The 14,522-nt window shown below is 72.6% G+C and carries 16 protein-coding genes; 7 read left to right on the top strand and 9 right to left on the bottom strand.

Going from position 1 to position 14,522, the window contains the following annotated elements; genetic code table 11:
• Nucleotides 1-98: 98 nt before the first annotated feature.
• From ABWI04_RS30255 to ABWI04_RS30235, 5 genes are all read right to left on the bottom strand, one after another.
• Entirely contained in the window at nucleotides 99-1,124 is a 1,026-nt protein-coding gene (locus ABWI04_RS30255; RefSeq protein ID WP_345178659.1) for an alpha/beta hydrolase, read from the bottom strand.
• 387 nt (nucleotides 1,125-1,511) lie between these two features.
• Entirely contained in the window at nucleotides 1,512-1,658 is a 147-nt protein-coding gene (locus tag ABWI04_RS30250; RefSeq protein WP_345178658.1) for a hypothetical protein, read from the bottom strand.
• Nucleotides 1,651-2,598 (bottom strand): alpha/beta hydrolase, encoded by a 948-nt coding sequence (locus ABWI04_RS30245; protein WP_353834573.1) that lies wholly within the window; start codon nucleotides 2,596-2,598, stop codon nucleotides 1,651-1,653. The genes ABWI04_RS30250 and ABWI04_RS30245 overlap by 8 nt, the downstream gene beginning before the upstream one ends.
• A 151-nt stretch (nucleotides 2,599-2,749) precedes the next feature.
• Nucleotides 2,750-3,415, bottom strand: a complete 666-nt coding sequence (locus ABWI04_RS30240; protein WP_345178654.1) for a response regulator — start codon at nucleotides 3,413-3,415, stop codon at nucleotides 2,750-2,752.
• Entirely contained in the window at nucleotides 3,412-4,689 is a 1,278-nt protein-coding gene (locus tag ABWI04_RS30235; protein WP_353834572.1) for a sensor histidine kinase, read from the bottom strand. Before ABWI04_RS30235 ends, ABWI04_RS30240 begins: the two co-directional genes overlap by 4 nt.
• A gap of 84 nt (nucleotides 4,690-4,773) precedes the next feature.
• Here ABWI04_RS30235 and ABWI04_RS30230 point away from each other — a divergent pair, with 84 nt between their 5' ends.
• Complete coding sequence (locus tag ABWI04_RS30230) at nucleotides 4,774-5,802, top strand: PHP domain-containing protein (protein ID WP_353834571.1); 1,029 nt, start codon at nucleotides 4,774-4,776, stop codon at nucleotides 5,800-5,802.
• Nucleotides 5,803-5,805: 3 nt separating this feature from the next.
• On the opposite strand, the gene ABWI04_RS30225 is transcribed toward ABWI04_RS30230, so the two are convergent.
• Nucleotides 5,806-6,438, bottom strand: coding sequence for a nucleotidyl cyclase domain-containing protein (locus ABWI04_RS30225; protein ID WP_345178649.1), 633 nt, complete (start codon nucleotides 6,436-6,438; stop codon nucleotides 5,806-5,808).
• Nucleotides 6,439-6,585: 147 nt separating this feature from the next.
• On the opposite strand from ABWI04_RS30225, the gene ABWI04_RS30220 reads away from it, so the two are divergent.
• Nucleotides 6,586-6,810, top strand: coding sequence for a DUF397 domain-containing protein (locus ABWI04_RS30220; protein WP_345178647.1), 225 nt, complete (start codon nucleotides 6,586-6,588; stop codon nucleotides 6,808-6,810).
• A 4-nt stretch (nucleotides 6,811-6,814) separates the two neighbouring features.
• On the opposite strand, the gene ABWI04_RS30215 is transcribed toward ABWI04_RS30220, so the two are convergent.
• Both ABWI04_RS30215 and ABWI04_RS30210 read right to left on the bottom strand, forming a co-directional pair.
• The gene (locus ABWI04_RS30215) at nucleotides 6,815-7,816 is read right to left on the bottom strand and encodes an extracellular catalytic domain type 2 short-chain-length polyhydroxyalkanoate depolymerase (RefSeq protein ID WP_353834570.1); all 1,002 of its coding nucleotides are present in this window, start codon (nucleotides 7,814-7,816) and stop codon (nucleotides 6,815-6,817) included.
• A gap of 9 nt (nucleotides 7,817-7,825) precedes the next feature.
• A complete protein-coding gene (locus tag ABWI04_RS30210; protein WP_353834569.1) occupies nucleotides 7,826-9,154 on the bottom strand; it encodes an alpha/beta hydrolase family protein in 1,329 nt (442 codons plus the stop codon).
• A 261-nt stretch (nucleotides 9,155-9,415) separates the two neighbouring features.
• Between ABWI04_RS30210 and ABWI04_RS30205 the strand changes: the two genes are divergently transcribed.
• The 5 genes from ABWI04_RS30205 (at nucleotide 9,416) to ABWI04_RS30185 (ending at nucleotide 14,050) form a co-directional block, all read left to right on the top strand.
• Nucleotides 9,416-10,189, top strand: a complete 774-nt coding sequence (locus tag ABWI04_RS30205; RefSeq protein WP_353834568.1) for an ABC transporter ATP-binding protein — start codon at nucleotides 9,416-9,418, stop codon at nucleotides 10,187-10,189.
• Nucleotides 10,176-10,868 carry an ABC transporter ATP-binding protein gene (locus tag ABWI04_RS30200; RefSeq protein ID WP_345178638.1) on the top strand — a complete coding sequence of 231 codons (693 nt, stop codon included), beginning with the start codon at nucleotides 10,176-10,178 and terminating at the stop codon, nucleotides 10,866-10,868. The genes ABWI04_RS30205 and ABWI04_RS30200 overlap by 14 nt, the downstream gene beginning before the upstream one ends.
• 10 nt (nucleotides 10,869-10,878) lie before the next feature.
• Entirely contained in the window at nucleotides 10,879-12,117 is a 1,239-nt protein-coding gene (locus ABWI04_RS30195; RefSeq protein WP_353834567.1) for an ABC transporter substrate-binding protein, read from the top strand.
• A 12-nt stretch (nucleotides 12,118-12,129) separates the two neighbouring features.
• Nucleotides 12,130-12,990: a branched-chain amino acid ABC transporter permease gene (locus ABWI04_RS30190; protein WP_345178634.1), complete on the top strand. Its 861-nt coding sequence runs from the start codon at nucleotides 12,130-12,132 to the stop codon at nucleotides 12,988-12,990.
• Between the two features lie 70 nt (nucleotides 12,991-13,060).
• A complete protein-coding gene (locus ABWI04_RS30185) occupies nucleotides 13,061-14,050 on the top strand; it encodes a branched-chain amino acid ABC transporter permease (RefSeq protein WP_353834566.1) in 990 nt (329 codons plus the stop codon).
• Nucleotides 14,051-14,112: 62 nt separating this feature from the next.
• Here ABWI04_RS30185 and ABWI04_RS30180 read toward each other — a convergent pair.
• Nucleotides 14,113-14,522, bottom strand: a 410-nt coding sequence (locus ABWI04_RS30180) for a PucR family transcriptional regulator (RefSeq protein ID WP_353834565.1), incomplete at its 5' end; no start/stop codon positions are given.

The following is a 14,522-nucleotide window of genomic DNA, read 5'->3' as shown; positions in this document are numbered from 1 at the left end:
GGGTGGTCTGCTCGCGGATCTCGGCCTCGTTCGCGGTGTTCACCACAACAGAGTGCCACTCCACCCGCGGTGTCCTGGCCGGAAGCGCTCAAACCGGGTCAGCCGCGGGTCACCGCGGAGGCGCGTCCGAGCGCGATGTCGGTGAGGTTGCGCAGCGACGCCGAGCCCGGGGCGAGGTAGTCGCTGTGGCCCCCGTGCCCGGCGTCGAAGACCCGGGCGCCGAACCTCGCGGAGACCGGGTCGGGGCCGAGCCCGAGCCCGAGGAACCGCACGTGCGGGACGTCCTCCATCCAGTCGGTCGCGCCTCGGCCCGCCCACACCCGGGTCGACCCGCCCAGCCTGGACGCCGACCACGTGGTCGTCCCCGGGCTGCCGTAGAGGGCGATGTCGGTGACCTGCCTCCAGGCGGCGCCGTTGGAGCCGCCCAGGGCGGCCCGGCCGCAGACCACCGAGCCGTAGCTGTGGCAGAGGAGGCCCACGCTGGCGCCCGGGTTGACCTGGTGGACGCCCTTCATGAACTTGCGGAGCTGGACGGCGCCCTCGGCGGCCCGCTCGGCGGTGAGGACGTCGCTGCTGAACGTCTTGGGCGCCGCGTAGCCGAGCCAGGCGACGACCGCCAGGCCGGGCTGGGGCGACAGGGAGCGGGCCTGCTGGTAGACGGCGCGCGCGCCCCCGCCGGGCGTCGACCAGGGTTTGCCGCCCCGCTTGTCGAACGCGGAGAGCGTGGTGTCCGCCCCGGGGACGAGGACCGCGACGCGCCGTGCCCGGGTGAGGTCGCCGACGACCTCGATGGCCCGCCCGCGGCCGCGCGGGTCGAAGTAGAGGAACCGGCGTCCGGGCTGGAGGAACGCGCCCAGCGTTCTCCGCCGGTCGGTGTCGCCGAGCTTCTCCGCGGTCTTGAGGGCCTCCTCGATGGAGCGCCGCTCGGCGGCGTACCGGACGTCCAGCGTCGACGGCGCCATCCCGGGGACCGCGACGGGCGCCGCGTAGGGGTCGGCATGGCCCGTCCCGGCGGTCGTCATCATCACCACCCCGATGGACGCGGCGGCGGCGGTGGCCCGGCGGAAGCGGCGGGCGCGCCGTCGCGCGGGGCGCGGCGAGGTCGTCGTGAGGTGCGGCGGCATCGGCGCCTTTCTACCATCGAAGATCGTTCAGCGTGTCGGGCTCACCCCCCGGTGGATCAGGAGACGCCTCTGGTGAAGTACGGGCCGGGGACCGGGTTGGTTCCCCGCGATCGTGTTCCGCGCGTGCCGCCGCGGTCGCGGCAAGGCGGCGGCCAGTGCCCCGCCGGCGGCGAGCGCGCCGCCGGGGGCGACCAGCCACGCGAGGCGCTCGGCGATCCATTCCGGCTGGTCGGGAACGGTGTGCGACCCCTCAAGGCTACCGAACGCGAAAAGTGGCCCCACGGTGACGGTGAGCAATGCGGGCTGGTGCCAGAGGTAGATCGCCATCGCGGACCGGTCGGCCGCCGCGACGGCCGATCGCGCCCGGGTGTGTCGCGGCCGGCGGGGTCAGGGCCCGTGCAGCAGCGTCGCCACGTAGACGCAGAGGAACCACACCGAGTATCCACCGATGAGGTAGAACACGGTGAGCGTCTGCCGGGCGTCCACGGCCCGGTCGCGGTTCTCGTCTTCGCCGGGGCTCCGGTCCTCAGGCACGGGTGACTTCCGCGTCGCGGCCGAGAGCGATCAGGGCGAGGTTGCGCAGCGCGAGGGAGCCGGGCTTCAGGTAGCCGCTGTGGGGACCCGTCCCGGCGTCGAAGCGCAGGGCGCCGAAGCCGGGCGAGACAGGATCGGCGCCGAACCCCAGCCCGGCGAACCGGACGTGGGGGACGTACCTCACCCAGTCGCCCTTCGCCCGCCCCGCCCAGACCCGCGCCGGCGTCCTGAGGTCGGAGACGTGGCGCAGGGTGGTGCCGGGACTGCCGAACAGGACGATGTCGTCCACCGGCAGGGGCGCCAGGCGCCGGGCGGCCCTGCCGCAGACCACCGAGCCGTAGCTGTGGCAGAGCAGGGCGAACCGGGCCCGCCCGTTCACCGCGTGCACGCCGGCGAGGAGGCGCTGGAGACCCCGCGCGCCCTTCTCGGCACGTCCGCTGGTCAGGGCGTCGGCGCTCAGCGTCGAGGGGGAGTCGTAGCCGAGCCAGGCGATGACGGCGATCCGCGCGCCGGGCGCGGCGGCGCGGGCCTGCCGGTAGAGCGCCCGGCTGCCGCCGCCGACGAACTTGGGCGAGTCGTAGTTGGCCAGCGAGTTGTCCGCGCCGGGCACGACCACCGCGATCCGGTCGGCGTGCCTGAGGTCGCCCAGGACCTCCACAGCGCGCCCGCCGCCTCGCGCGTCGAACGACAGGAACCGCCGGTCCGGCCCCGCGAAGGCGGACAGGGCCCGCGTCCGCCCCTCGTCATGGACGCGCGCCGCGGTGGCCAGGGCGCGCGTGATGTCCCGGCCGGCCGCCTGGAAGCGGGCGTCGAGAGCCGGCGCCGACAGTGCGGGGGCCGGTGCCGGCGGCGCGTACACCTCGGCGTGCCCCGCGGCGGCCGTCGAGCCGGCCGCGGCCAGCACCGAAACGGCGGCGACGGTCCTGCGAACGCTGGGCATCCGGCGGGTCCTTCCCGGTCAGTGGAGTGGAGCACTGATCAGGAAGGTAGGAATCGGACGTGTCAGCGCACATCGGCCGACGGTGCCGTCCCGTGCCGTGCGCCCCCGGTATGACGAGATGGGTCCCCGGTATGACAGGAGGCGGCCGGCGTCAGTCGCCGGGCCGCACCAGCCCCACCTCGTAGGCGTAGACGATCGCCTGCGGGCGGTCGCGCAGCCCGAGCTTCATCAGGATCCGCCCGAAGTGCGTCTTGACGGTCTGCTCGGCGACGACGAGCCGCCCGGCGATCTCGCCGTTGGACAGGCCGCGCGCCACCAGCGCCAGCACCTCGGTCTCCCGCTCGGTCAGCTCCTCCAGCCGCTTGCGGGACGGCGCGCGCGGGCCCCCGAGCCGGGAGAACTCCGCGATGAGCCGCCGCGTCACCGACGGGGACAGCAGCGCGTCGCCCGCCGCCACCACCCGCACCGCGTCGGCGAGCTCGGTCGCGGACGCGTCCTTGAGCAGGAACCCGCTGGCGCCGGCCCGCAGCGCCTCGTAGACGTAGTCGTCCAGGTCGAACGTCGTCAGCATGAGGACCTTGGGGGCACCGTCCCCGGCGCCGGCGAGCAGCCGGCGGGTCGCCTCCAGGCCGTCCATGACCGGCATCCGGACGTCCATCAGCACCACGTCGGGGCGCACCTCGGCGACGCGGCGCAGCCCCTCCGCGCCGTCGGCGGCCTCGCCCGCGACCTCGATGTCGGGCTGGGCGTTCAGCAGCACGCCGAAGCCGGTGCGCACCATCCCCTGGTCGTCGACGATCACGACCCGGATCGTCACGTCGCCTCCCGCGCCTTCACCGGCAGCGATGCGGTCACGGCGAATCCTCCCTCGGACGTGGGGCGGGCGGTCAGCTCGCCGCCCAGCGCGGCGGCCCGCTCCCGCATCCCGACCAGCCCGTGGCCGCCGCCGGGAAGCGGCGGAACGGACCCCGGTCCGCCCGCGGGCGGACCGTTGACGACGCCGAGCCACACTATGCCGCCCTCGCAGGACGCCTCGACCTCGACGCGGGAACCGGGCGCGTGCCGCATGGCGTTGCTCAGCGCCTCCTGGAGGATCCGGTACGCGGTGAGCCCCACGCCGGGGGGCAGTCCCGCCAGGTCGCCGTCCAGCCGGGTCTCGACGCGCAGCCCGGCGCCGCGCGCGTTGCCGACGAGCTCGTCCAGCCGCTCCAGGCTCGGCTGCGGGGCGGTGTCGGCGCCGTCCTCCGAGCGCAGCACGCCGAGGATGCGGCGCAGCTCCGTCAGCGCGTCCAGCGCGGTCGCGCGGATCTCGGCGAGGTCGCGGCGCGTCTCGTCCGGGACGGTCTCGACCTTGTACGGGGCGGCCTCCGCCTGGATGGCGATCATCGACATGTGGTGGGCGACGACGTCGTGCAGCTCCCGCGCGATCCGCTGCCGCTCGGTCAGCACCGCCTCGGCGTCCTGGTGCCGCTTCTCCTGCTCGGCCAGCTCGCGCCGCGACGTCTGCCGGACGCGGACCGCGTACCCCACCGCCAGCGGCAGCAGGAGCAGCACCGACGCCCCGGCCCCGGACGCCGGGTCCTTGATCCACACTCCGGCGAACGAGATGATCGCGACGCCCAGCGTGACGTCGCGCGAGCAGCGCACCGCGACCGTGTAGAGGGTCGCGACCGCCGCGAACGAGCCCGCCGGGACGTAGGGGACGGTCAGCCAGTCGCCGACGTCGATCAGCGCCATCGCCAGGAAGCTCAGCCGCCACGCGCCGAGCGGGTGGCGGTCCCGCAGCGCCAGCGGCGCCGTCACCGCGACGGCGATGAAGAACTTCGTCCCGTCGGAGACGTAGAGGCCGCGCCGCATCGTCTCGGTGGACAGCAGCGACACCGTCCCGGCGACGAGCCCGACGGTGAGGGCCAGCCCGAACAGGTTCGCCACCAGCCCGTAGGGCAGCCGCCCCACCCCGACGTACCGCGTCCAGCGCAGCAGCAGGGGCCACGGCCGGTTCAGCGGCGCCGGTTCGGCTCTGCCGGTCACGGCGGCGGCGAGCAGCACGTCCCGCAGGACGCCGCGCAGCGTCACATTCTCCCCGGCCATGGGACCCAGGCTAGGGAGCCCCGGTCTCGCTCGGATGACACCGTGGTGGGACGTGCCGGGTCATACCTGGGTACGGTGCGAGACGTGGAGCCCGTCGAAGCCCTGCGCCGCATCGCGTTCCTGCTGGAGCGCGCCCACGAGCCGACCTACCGCGTGCGGGCGTTCCGCACGGCCGCCGACCTCGCCGAGAGGACGGCCCCGGACGAGCTTGCCGGCCGCGCGCGCGACGGGACGCTCACCGCGCTGCCCGGCATCGGCAAGGTCACCGCCCTGGTGATCGAGGAGGCGCTGCGCGGCGAGACCCCCGTCTACCTGCGCCGGCTGGAGGCCACCGAGGGGGAGCCGCTGGACGAGGCCACGGCCGCGCTCCGCTCCGCTCTCAGGGGCGACCTGCACACCCACAGCGACTGGTCCGACGGCGGGTCCCCGATCCTGGAGATGGCCGAGACGGCCCGCTCCCTGGGCCACGAGTACCTCGCGCTCACCGACCACTCGCCGCGCCTGAAGGTCGCGAACGGCCTGTCCGCCGACCGTCTGCGCCGCCAGCTCGACGCCGTCGCCGAGCTCAACGCCTCCCTGGCGCCGTTCCGCATCCTCACCGGCATCGAGGTCGACATCCTGGAGGACGGCGCGCTCGACCAGGAGCCCGAGCTCCTCGACCGCCTCGACGTCGTCGTCGCCAGCGTGCACTCCAAGCTCCGCATGGACCGCGTCGCCATGACCAAGCGGATGGTCGCGGCGATAGCGAACCCGCGCGTGAACGTCCTCGGCCACTGCACCGGGCGCATCGTGAAGGCCGGCGGCCGGCGCGGCGGCCTGCGCCCGGAGTCGGAGTTCGACGCGGCGCTCGTCTTCGACGCCTGCGCCGCCTACGACGTCGCCGTCGAGATCAACTCCCGCCCGGAGCGCCTCGATCCGCCGAAGCGCCTGCTGCGCCTGGCGGTGGAGGCGGGCTGCCGCTTCTCCGTCGACTCCGACGCCCACGCGCCCGGGCAGCTCGACTGGCAGCCGTTCGGCTGCGAGCGGGCCGCCCGGTGCGGGGTGCCGGCGTCGCGGGTCGTCAACGCGCTCCCCGCCGACGACCTCCTCGCCTGGACGCGCGCGAAGCTCTGACGGTCAGCGAGGCCTCCGGTGGATGTGCCCGCGGAACGAGGCGCCCTTGGCGATGATCTCCACGGGAGAGAACTCCTCCGGCGCCAGGCCCTCGAATCCGGTCTCGACGATGTCGCTGTAGAGGGACGAGGAGACGATCAGAGCCATCTCGCGGGCGGGGTCGGCGCGCAGTTCGTCCCGCAGCTCCTGCGAGTCGAGGAGCCGGGAGACGACGATCGGAGCCTGGCCCACCGCCCCGAAGAGCCCGTCGGACAGGGGTCCGTGGTGCATCGCCACCCGCAGCCTGATCGGCGGCCTGCGCTGCCGGTTGAGCTCGGCCAGCGCGGCGGCCAGCGCGCGCGGATAGGACACGAGCACCAGCAGCCCGTCGGTGTCGGGCGGAAGGATCGCCATCTCGCCGTCGCCGCCGACCTGCCGCAGCCAGGCCCGCCGGTCGAGACCGGCCGCGGCCGCCGCGCTTTCCAGGACCTCGTGCAGATCGAGCTGGACCTGCTTCTGCTGTGCCGTGCTCAGCTTGCTGTAGCCCTCGATGTCGACCGCGATGAGAAAGTGATACGTCAGTCGATCGGTCACCGGGACGGTGAACGGCACGTCCGCCGCGTCCGTCGCCGCCATGTTCGCCGCTGCGCCGCTCATCCGCTACCCCGGCGGGTGACCTGGCGTTCGTAATACCCCGGTTCTCATCACACCTCTGCCTTCGGTCATGGCCGACGCGCCCACTGCCCCCTCTTCGTATGTTGCGCGCCCGCCAGGGCGTACTAGCAGAACATTGAATCTCCGTTAATGACAACGACGTCTCATGGTGCCGCGCTCGAATGGCGTAAGAGCACCCGTAGCGCCTCCGGTGACGAATGCGTCGAACTGGCCGCCGGCATTGCCGCCGGCGGCCGGGATCCGGTCGTGCTCGTCCGCGATTCCAAGGCGCCCGCCGGAACGGTTCTCCGCTTCGGTGGCGCCGAGTTCGCCGCCTTTCTGGGACGGGTGGGACGCGGCGAACTCGACCCGTGAGGCGTCAGCCGCCGAGGGCGTGGACCATCCGCATGATGGTCTCCACCTGCTTGCCGCCCTTCATGTCGTAGGCGGTGTCGCCGCCGTAGCCCCACCAGTTCCAGCAGCCCTGCGGGTTGCCGCCCAGCCAGCTGGACGCGGTGGCCTGCGGATACAGGACGATCATGCCGTTGGTGTCGGCGTACTCGTTGAGGTGGGTCTTCGTCGCGAACGTGTTCCCGACGACGCCGCGCCCCTGCTGGCAGCCGTGCAGCGCCACCATCAGCCTGCACGTCCCCGAGCGGCAGCTCGCCGGGATGTAGGCGAAGCCCGTCGCGTCCATGCTGATGGACGAGGCGCTCCCGCCCGGCGCGTAGGCGTTCTGGTCGAACTCCATGAGCGTGCCGCCGGGCGAGGGCGCGGGCGATGCCACGGACCCGAACAGGTGCCCCAGCATCGAGCGCTCAGGGTCGTCGCCGCACGTGTTGATGTAGGGGGTGTAGGTGGCCGAGCAGGGGTTGGGGCCGAGCGGGCTCACCCAGGCGTGCCCGGACGGCGAGGTCCTCGTGTAGGAGACGGCGGCCCCGAAGTCCTGGTAGAACCCGGCGAGGTCGTCGTTCACCGACTGCTTCACCGTCGAGTCGTTCGTCCCGTGGTAGATCCACACCGGGTGCCCGGCCAGGTTGCTCACCGGATCCACACGTCCCTGCGCCGAGCGGTCGCGGGCCGTCCGCTCCAGTTCCGCGGGGGCGTCGTCGTAGAGGTCGTTCATGCACGCGAGCTGCGCGGTCGTCACGTCGCCCCGCGCGCAGTGGTAGGGCCCGGCGGTGAAGATGCCGGCGCCCCGGAACGTCCCGGAGTAGGCGATGTGGAGCTGGTCGGCCATGTAGCCGCCGGACGAGACGCCGCTGACGTACGAGGCGCTGATCGAGTGGCGGGGAAGCGCGGCGGCGGCCGCGGACGCGGGCGACGCGCTGACGGTCGCTAAGGCGAGCGCGGCGGCCGCGACGAACGGGGTGGGTTTCATGGTGTTCCCCTAGCTGAGGGAGCAGGTGTTCACGGTGTCGCCCGATGCGGGGCGGGGGAGCGTGGCGCTCTTCGGTGGCGTGGTGCCGTGCTGTGTCCAGGACTCCAGGGCCGTGAACGCGGTGCGCATGCACGGCAGGAGCGGGCGCAGGCGGTCGGGGAAGGAGTCGTAGAGGCCGTCGACGTGGTTGGCGGCTTCCAGGCGGTAGTAGCGGTAGGGCGCCTTTCCCTTGGCGCGGACGAGCTTCGCGTAGACGTCGGAGTCGGTGCCGATGGGCAGGAGGGTGTCGTAGGTGCCGTGAAGGGTGATCAGGGGCTTGCGGATGCGGCCCGTGAGCGCCACGCGGGCGACGGCACGGTGGACGCTCCTCGGACGTGTGGCGTAGTCGTAGGCTGCCTCCTCTCCCGTGTAGGCGGGGTCGAATTCCTGGCGGTAGACGCGCTGGGTGAGCCCCCAATAGACCTGGTCGTGGAACGGCCAAAGGAACTCCGAGCCGGGGGCGAGGCCCGCGTTCAGGAGTGCTTTGTGGGCGGACGGGTCGCCGGTGGCCGCGTAGGCCGGATAGGCGCGCAGCACCTGCGGCAGGTAGGTGAACAGGTTCGGGCCGCCGGCGCGCCAGAGCGTGCCCTCCGCGTCGATGCCGCCGTCGTACAGCTCTGGGCGGTTCTCCAGCTGCCAGCGGACGAGGTATCCGCCGTTGGAGATCCCCGCCGCGTACGTGCGGCGCGGGGTGCGCCCGTACCGCTGCGCGACGACCCTCTTCGCGGCCCGCGTGAGCTGCGTGACCCGCTCGTTCCATTCGACGACGGCGTCGCCGGGGCGGCGGCCGTCCTTGAAGAACTCGGTGCCGCTGTTGCCCTTGTCCGTCGCTGCGTAGGCGTAGCCCTTGGCGAGCGCCCAGTCGGAGATGGTGAAGTCGTTGGCGTACTGCCGCCGGTTGCCGGGCGAGCCGGCGACGACGAGTCCGCCGTTCCAGCGCTCGGGCAGGCGGATGACGAACTGGGCGTCGTGGTTCCAGCCGTTGTTGGCGTTGAACGTCGAGGTGTCGGGGAAGTAGCCGTCCAGCTGGATGCCCGGGACCCCGGACGGGTTGCGCGTCCCGGCGGCGTGCAGCCCGGCCCAGTCGGCCGGGACGGTGTGGCCCGAGGCGGCCGTTCCCGCGGTCGTGAGGTCGCCGAGGCAGGCGGCCACCTGCTTCTCCGCCCCCGGCACCGCGAGCCCGGGCGCGCAGCCGGGGCTCAGCCGCGCGTCGGCCTGCGCGGCCAGGGGCGCGACCAGGGCCGCGGTGAGGGCGCCGGCCACGGTGCCGGCGGTAAGGGCGGGGCGGACGATGGGCATTCCGGCTCCTCGGGACGGACGTCAGATGCCCGCCATGGTGAGCGCCGCCTGTGACCGCTGCCACGTGGCCCGCACACATATCGCGTCGACCCGCCATGTGCCCGTGGTCGTGACCTGCGCGTGATGTGTCTCACACCCGTATCCGGCCGTCCGAATGTGGGTGCCGGTCACATGGTCCGGTCCGCGGGCGCCACCTAGCGTTCCCGGTCACGGCGGCCCGAGTGCGATTCGGGCCGTCCCCGACGAGCGCGAGGAGGGCGCATGGGCGACCCGGACCGTAAGGCCCCGGTGCTGGCGGCGCGCGGCCTGGTCAGGGAGTTCCGCGGCTTCAGGGCCGTGGACGGCGTGGACCTCGACGTCGCCGAGGGGTCCGTCCACGCGCTGGTGGGGCCGAACGGCGCGGGCAAGACCACGCTGTTCAACCTGCTGACCGGATTCCTGAAGCCGACCGCGGGCAGCGTCCGGCTCGGCGCGCAGGAGCTGGCCGGGCGGCCCCCCGAGCTGATCGCCAGGCTCGGCCTCGCCCGGTCGTTCCAGATCACGAGCCTGTTCGCCGAGCTCACGCCGCGCCAGCACGTGGAGCTGGCGCTCGCCGGCCGCACGGGGCTCGACTGGCGGTTCTGGCGCTCGGACAAGGCGCTCGGCCGCCACTCCGAGCGCGCCGCCGAACTGCTCGGGCAGGTCGGGCTGGACGAGCACGCGGACGTCCCGGCCGGGTCGCTGGCCTACGGCCGCAAGCGCGCCCTCGAACTGGCGCTGGCCCTCGCGCTGGACCCGAAGGTGCTGCTCCTGGACGAGCCGACCGCCGGCATGGGCGTCGAGGACGTCGGCCGCACCGTCGACCTCATCAAGAAGGTGCGCGACGGGCGGACCGTGGTGATGGTCGAGCACAACATGAGCGTCGTCTCCAGCCTCGCCGACCGGGTCACCGTCCTGCAGCACGGCCAGGTCCTCGTCGAGGGCCCCTACGCCGAGATCCGCCACGACCCCCGCGTCGTCACCGCCTACCTCGGAGACTCCCATGCTGCGCATTGACGGACTGTCGGCCTGGTACGGCGAGGCCCAGGCCCTGCGCGAGGTGTCGCTGCACGTCGACGAGGGGGAGATCGTCACCCTCGTCGGGCGCAACGGCGCCGGCAAGACCACGCTCCTGCGCTCCCTGATGGGGCTGCACCGCGGCGCGTCCGGCACGGTCCGGTTCCTGGACGAGGACATCTCCGGGCTGAGCCCGCACAGGCGCGCCCGGCGCGGCCTCGGCTACGTGCCCGACGACCGCGGCGTCTTCGCGACGCTCTCGGTGGAGGAGAACCTCACCCTGCCGCCCGTGACGGGCCCCGACCCCTGGTCGCTGGACCGGGTGTACGAGACCTTCCCGCGCCTGCGAGAGCGGCGCCGGTTCCCCGGGACGAAGCTGTCGGGCGGCGAGCAGCAGATGCTCGCGCTCGCCCGGGTGCTGCGGACCGGCGCCCGCCTGCTCCTGTGCGACGAGCCCACCGAGGGCCTGTCGCCGCTGATCGTCCAGCAGATCGGCGACATCCTCCGCGAGGTCAAGGCGGCCGGGGTGACCGTCCTGCTCATCGAGCAGAACGTGCACTTCGCCGCGACCGTCGCCGACCGCCACCACCTGCTCGCCGAGGGCCGGATCGTCGAGTCCATGGACAACGACGAGGTCCGCGCCCGCGAGAGCGAACTCCTCCAGTACCTCGGAATATAGGGAGACCCCCATGAGAGTTCTCGGACGCTCGGCCGCGCTCGCGACCGCCGGAGCGCTGCTGGCCGGCTGCGCGGGCGGACCCGGCGGGGGCGGGGGAAAGATCAGCGATGACAAGCTCGTGCTGGCGGTGCTGACCGACCAGTCCGGCGTCTACGCCGACCTTTCGGGCAAGAACGCCGTCGAGGCCGTGAAGATGGCCGTCGCCGACTTCAAGGCCAAGTACGGGGACAAGGCGGTGACCGACAAGATCGAGGTCATCTCCGCCGACCACCAGAACAAGCCCGAGGTCGCCAACTCCAAGGCCCAGGAGCTCTACGACCGCAAGAAGGCCGACCTGATCCTGGACGTGCCCACCTCGTCGGCCGCGCTCGCCGTCGCCACCGTCGCCAAGAACAAGAAGAAGCTGTTCATCGACGTCGGCGCCGCGACGACCGAGCTGGAAGGCAAGCAGTGCAACAAGTACACCTTCCACTACGGCTACAACAGCTACATGCTCGCCAACGGGACGGGCACCGGCGTCACCAAGGACGGCGGTAAGAACTGGTACATCGTCTACCCGGACTACGCGTTCGGGCAGGACATGCAGAAGACGTTCACGACGGCCATCAAGGGCGCGGGCGGCAGCGTCGTGAAGAGCGACCCGACGCCGTTCCCGAACGACAACTTCTCCACGTTCCTGCTGAAGGCCCCGGGCCTGAAGCCCAAGCCGCAGGTGCTCGGCGCCATGCAGGCCGGCGGCGACCTCGTCAACCTGGTCAAGCAGTACAACGAGTACAAGCTGCGCGACAAGGGCGTGAAGCTCGCCGCGGGCCTGATGTTCATCACCGACATCCACTCGCTCGGCTCGGACGCCCTCGCCGGGACCCGCTTCACCGACTTCTGGTACTGGAACGCCAACGCGGGCAACCGCGCCTGGGCCGACAAGTTCAAGGCCAAGACCGGAGCCCGCCCGACGGCCGTGCACGCGGCCGACTACTCGGCGGCGCTCCAGTACCTGGAGGCCGTGCAGCGCGGCGGCACCGACAAGTCCGACGACGTGGTGAAGCAGCTCGAAGGCGCCAAGGTCAACGACGCCTTCACCTCCACCGGCACCATCCGCGCCGAGGACCACCTGCTCACCCACGACGCCTACGTCGCCGAGGTCAAGCCCGGGAGCGAGGTCAAGGAGCCCTGGGACTACGAGAAGATCGTCAGCACGATCCCGGCGGCGGAGGCGTTCCAGCAGCCCGACCCGTCCTGCTCCCTCTAGGCGGGCCGCGACGTGCTGCAACAGGCGTTCAACGGGCTGGTGGGCGGGGCGTTCTACGCCCTGCTCGCCCTCGGCCTGGCCGTCATCTTCGGGATGCTGGGCGTGGTCAACTTCGCGCACGGCGCGTTCTACATGCTCGGCGCCTTCGGCTCCTTCGTGCTGCTCGACTCCTTCGGCGTGAACTTCTGGCTCGCGCTGCTGATCGTGCCCGTCGTCCTCGGGATCGCGGGCGTGCTGCTGGAGCGGCTGTTCATCCACCGGCTCGCGCCGCTCGACCCGCTCTACAACTTCCTGTTCACCTTCGGGCTCGCCCTGATCCTCCAGGACCTGGTGAAGCGCAGGTACGGGGTGCAGTCGCAGCCCTACCCGCGCCCGTCCGCGCTGGACGGGTCGATCGACCTCGGCCTGTTCACCTACCCGACCTACCAGGTGTTCGTGCTGGCGGTGTCGGTGCTTGTGTGCGGCGCCGTGTGGGTGGTGCTGACCCGCACCCGCGTCGGCATGATCGTCCGGGCGGCGACCGAGCGGCCCGAGCTGTCGCGGGCCCTCGGCATCGACGTCGCCCGCTGGGTGACGCCGGTGTTCGGGTTCGGCATCGCGCTCGCCGCGTTCGCGGGCGTGCTCGCCGCGCCGATGCGGGCGGTCAACCCGCTGATGGGCTCCGACCTGATCATCACGGTGTTCGCGGTGGTCGTGATCGGCGGCCTCGGGTCGGTGTTCGGCTCGGTCGCCGCCGGCTTCGCGGTCGGCCTCGTGTCGGCCCTCGGCAACTACTACGTTCCGTCGCTGTCGCAGACGCTGGTCTTCATCCTGATGGCCGCCGTGCTGCTGTGGCGACCCGCGGGCCTGTTCGGACGCGAGGAGGCCCTGTGACCGCCAGAGATCCCGTCACTGCCGAAGATCTTGTGACCGCCGGAGATCCTGTGACCGCCGAGGAGATCTCGTGATCCTCTCCAAGCTGGCCGGACGGCCGGTCCTGCTGGCCGCGGGGCTCGTGGTGGCGCTCGTCCTGCCCTGGTTCGTCTACCCGCCGGTCGCCCTGGACATCGTCTGCTGGGCGCTGTTCGCGGCCGCCGTCGACCTGCTGCTCGGGTTCACCGGGCTCCTGTCGTTCGGGCACGCGGCCTTCTGGGGCGGCTCGGCGTACGCCACCGGCCTGATCGCGCTGCACTCCGGGCTGCCGTTCCCCGTGGCCGTGCTGGGCGGCGCCGCCTTCGCGGCCGCCCTCGCCGTCCCGATCGGCTTCCTGTCGGTGCGGCTGCGCGGCATCTACTTCGCGATGGTCACGCTGGCCTTCGCACAGATGGTGTACTTCATCGCCAACCAGTGGAGGGACGCGACCGGCGGCGAGAACGGCCTGCAGGGCATTCCCCGGGAGTTGTTCGGGGTGGACCTGTCCGACCCGTTCTTCTTCTACTACGCCGCGCTGCCGTTCATCCTGGCCGGGCTGTTCGTCGCCTGGCGCATCGTCCGTTCCCCCTTCGGCAGGGTCCTGATGTCGATCCGCGACAACCCGAACAGGGCGCGGGCGCTCGGCTACAGCATCGACCGCTACAAGCTGCTCGCCTTCGTCCTGTCGGCGGCCCTCTCGGGCCTCGCGGGCGGCCTGTTCACCGTCGGGCACGGCTTCGCGTCCCTGCAGGGCGTGTACTGGACGACTTCGGGCCAGGCCGTGATGATGGTCGTCCTCGGCGGCATCGGCACCCTGTGGGGCGGGGCCATCGGCGCCGCGCTGGTCGTGGAGCTGAACGACTACCTGGCCACCGCCGGGTTCGAGGAGACCGGGATCATCACCGGCGCGATCTTCATCGTGGTCGTGCTGCTGTTCCGCCGCGGCGTCTGGGGCACCGCCCGCGACCTCGTCGCGGCCCGTGCGTCCCGCGCCCGCCCTGCCCCCGAGAGCAAGGACACCAAGGTCGAGGCCTCGGTCTGACACGAACCGAGTCAGCGGCGCGCCGTCCCCGGAAGGGGGCGGCGCGCCGCGTCGCGGCGTGCTCAGCGGGAGAGACGGTGAAGGCGCAGGGCGAGCTGGAGTTCCAGGGCCCGCTCGGGGGTCTGCCAGTCGTCGCCGAGGAGGCGGGCGATGCGGTCGAGGCGCTGGCTCACGGTGTTGACGTGGATGTGCAGGCGCTCGGCCGTCCGCGACAGGCTGCCGCCGGTCCCGAAGTAGGCCTCCAGGGTCTGGACGAGGGCCGTGCCGCGCCGCTCGTCGTAGTCGAGGACGGCGCCGAGCGCGCTCCCGAGGAAGCCCGTCACGTCGCGGTCGTCCCCGATGAGCAGGCCGACGAAGCCCAGCTCGGACGCGCCGGCGCCGTCGCCGCGGCGTCCGAGGGCCAGCAGCGCGTCGGCGCAGCGCTGAGCCTCCCGGTGCGCGGAGGCGACCCCGCCCGGACCGCTCACCGGGC

The organism is Actinomadura sp. NPDC000929 (assembly GCF_040492065.1).
Classification (GTDB): Bacteria; Actinomycetota; Actinomycetes; order Streptosporangiales; family Streptosporangiaceae; genus Spirillospora; species Spirillospora verrucosospora.
This window is presented reverse-complemented; position numbering and strand designations above follow the sequence as displayed.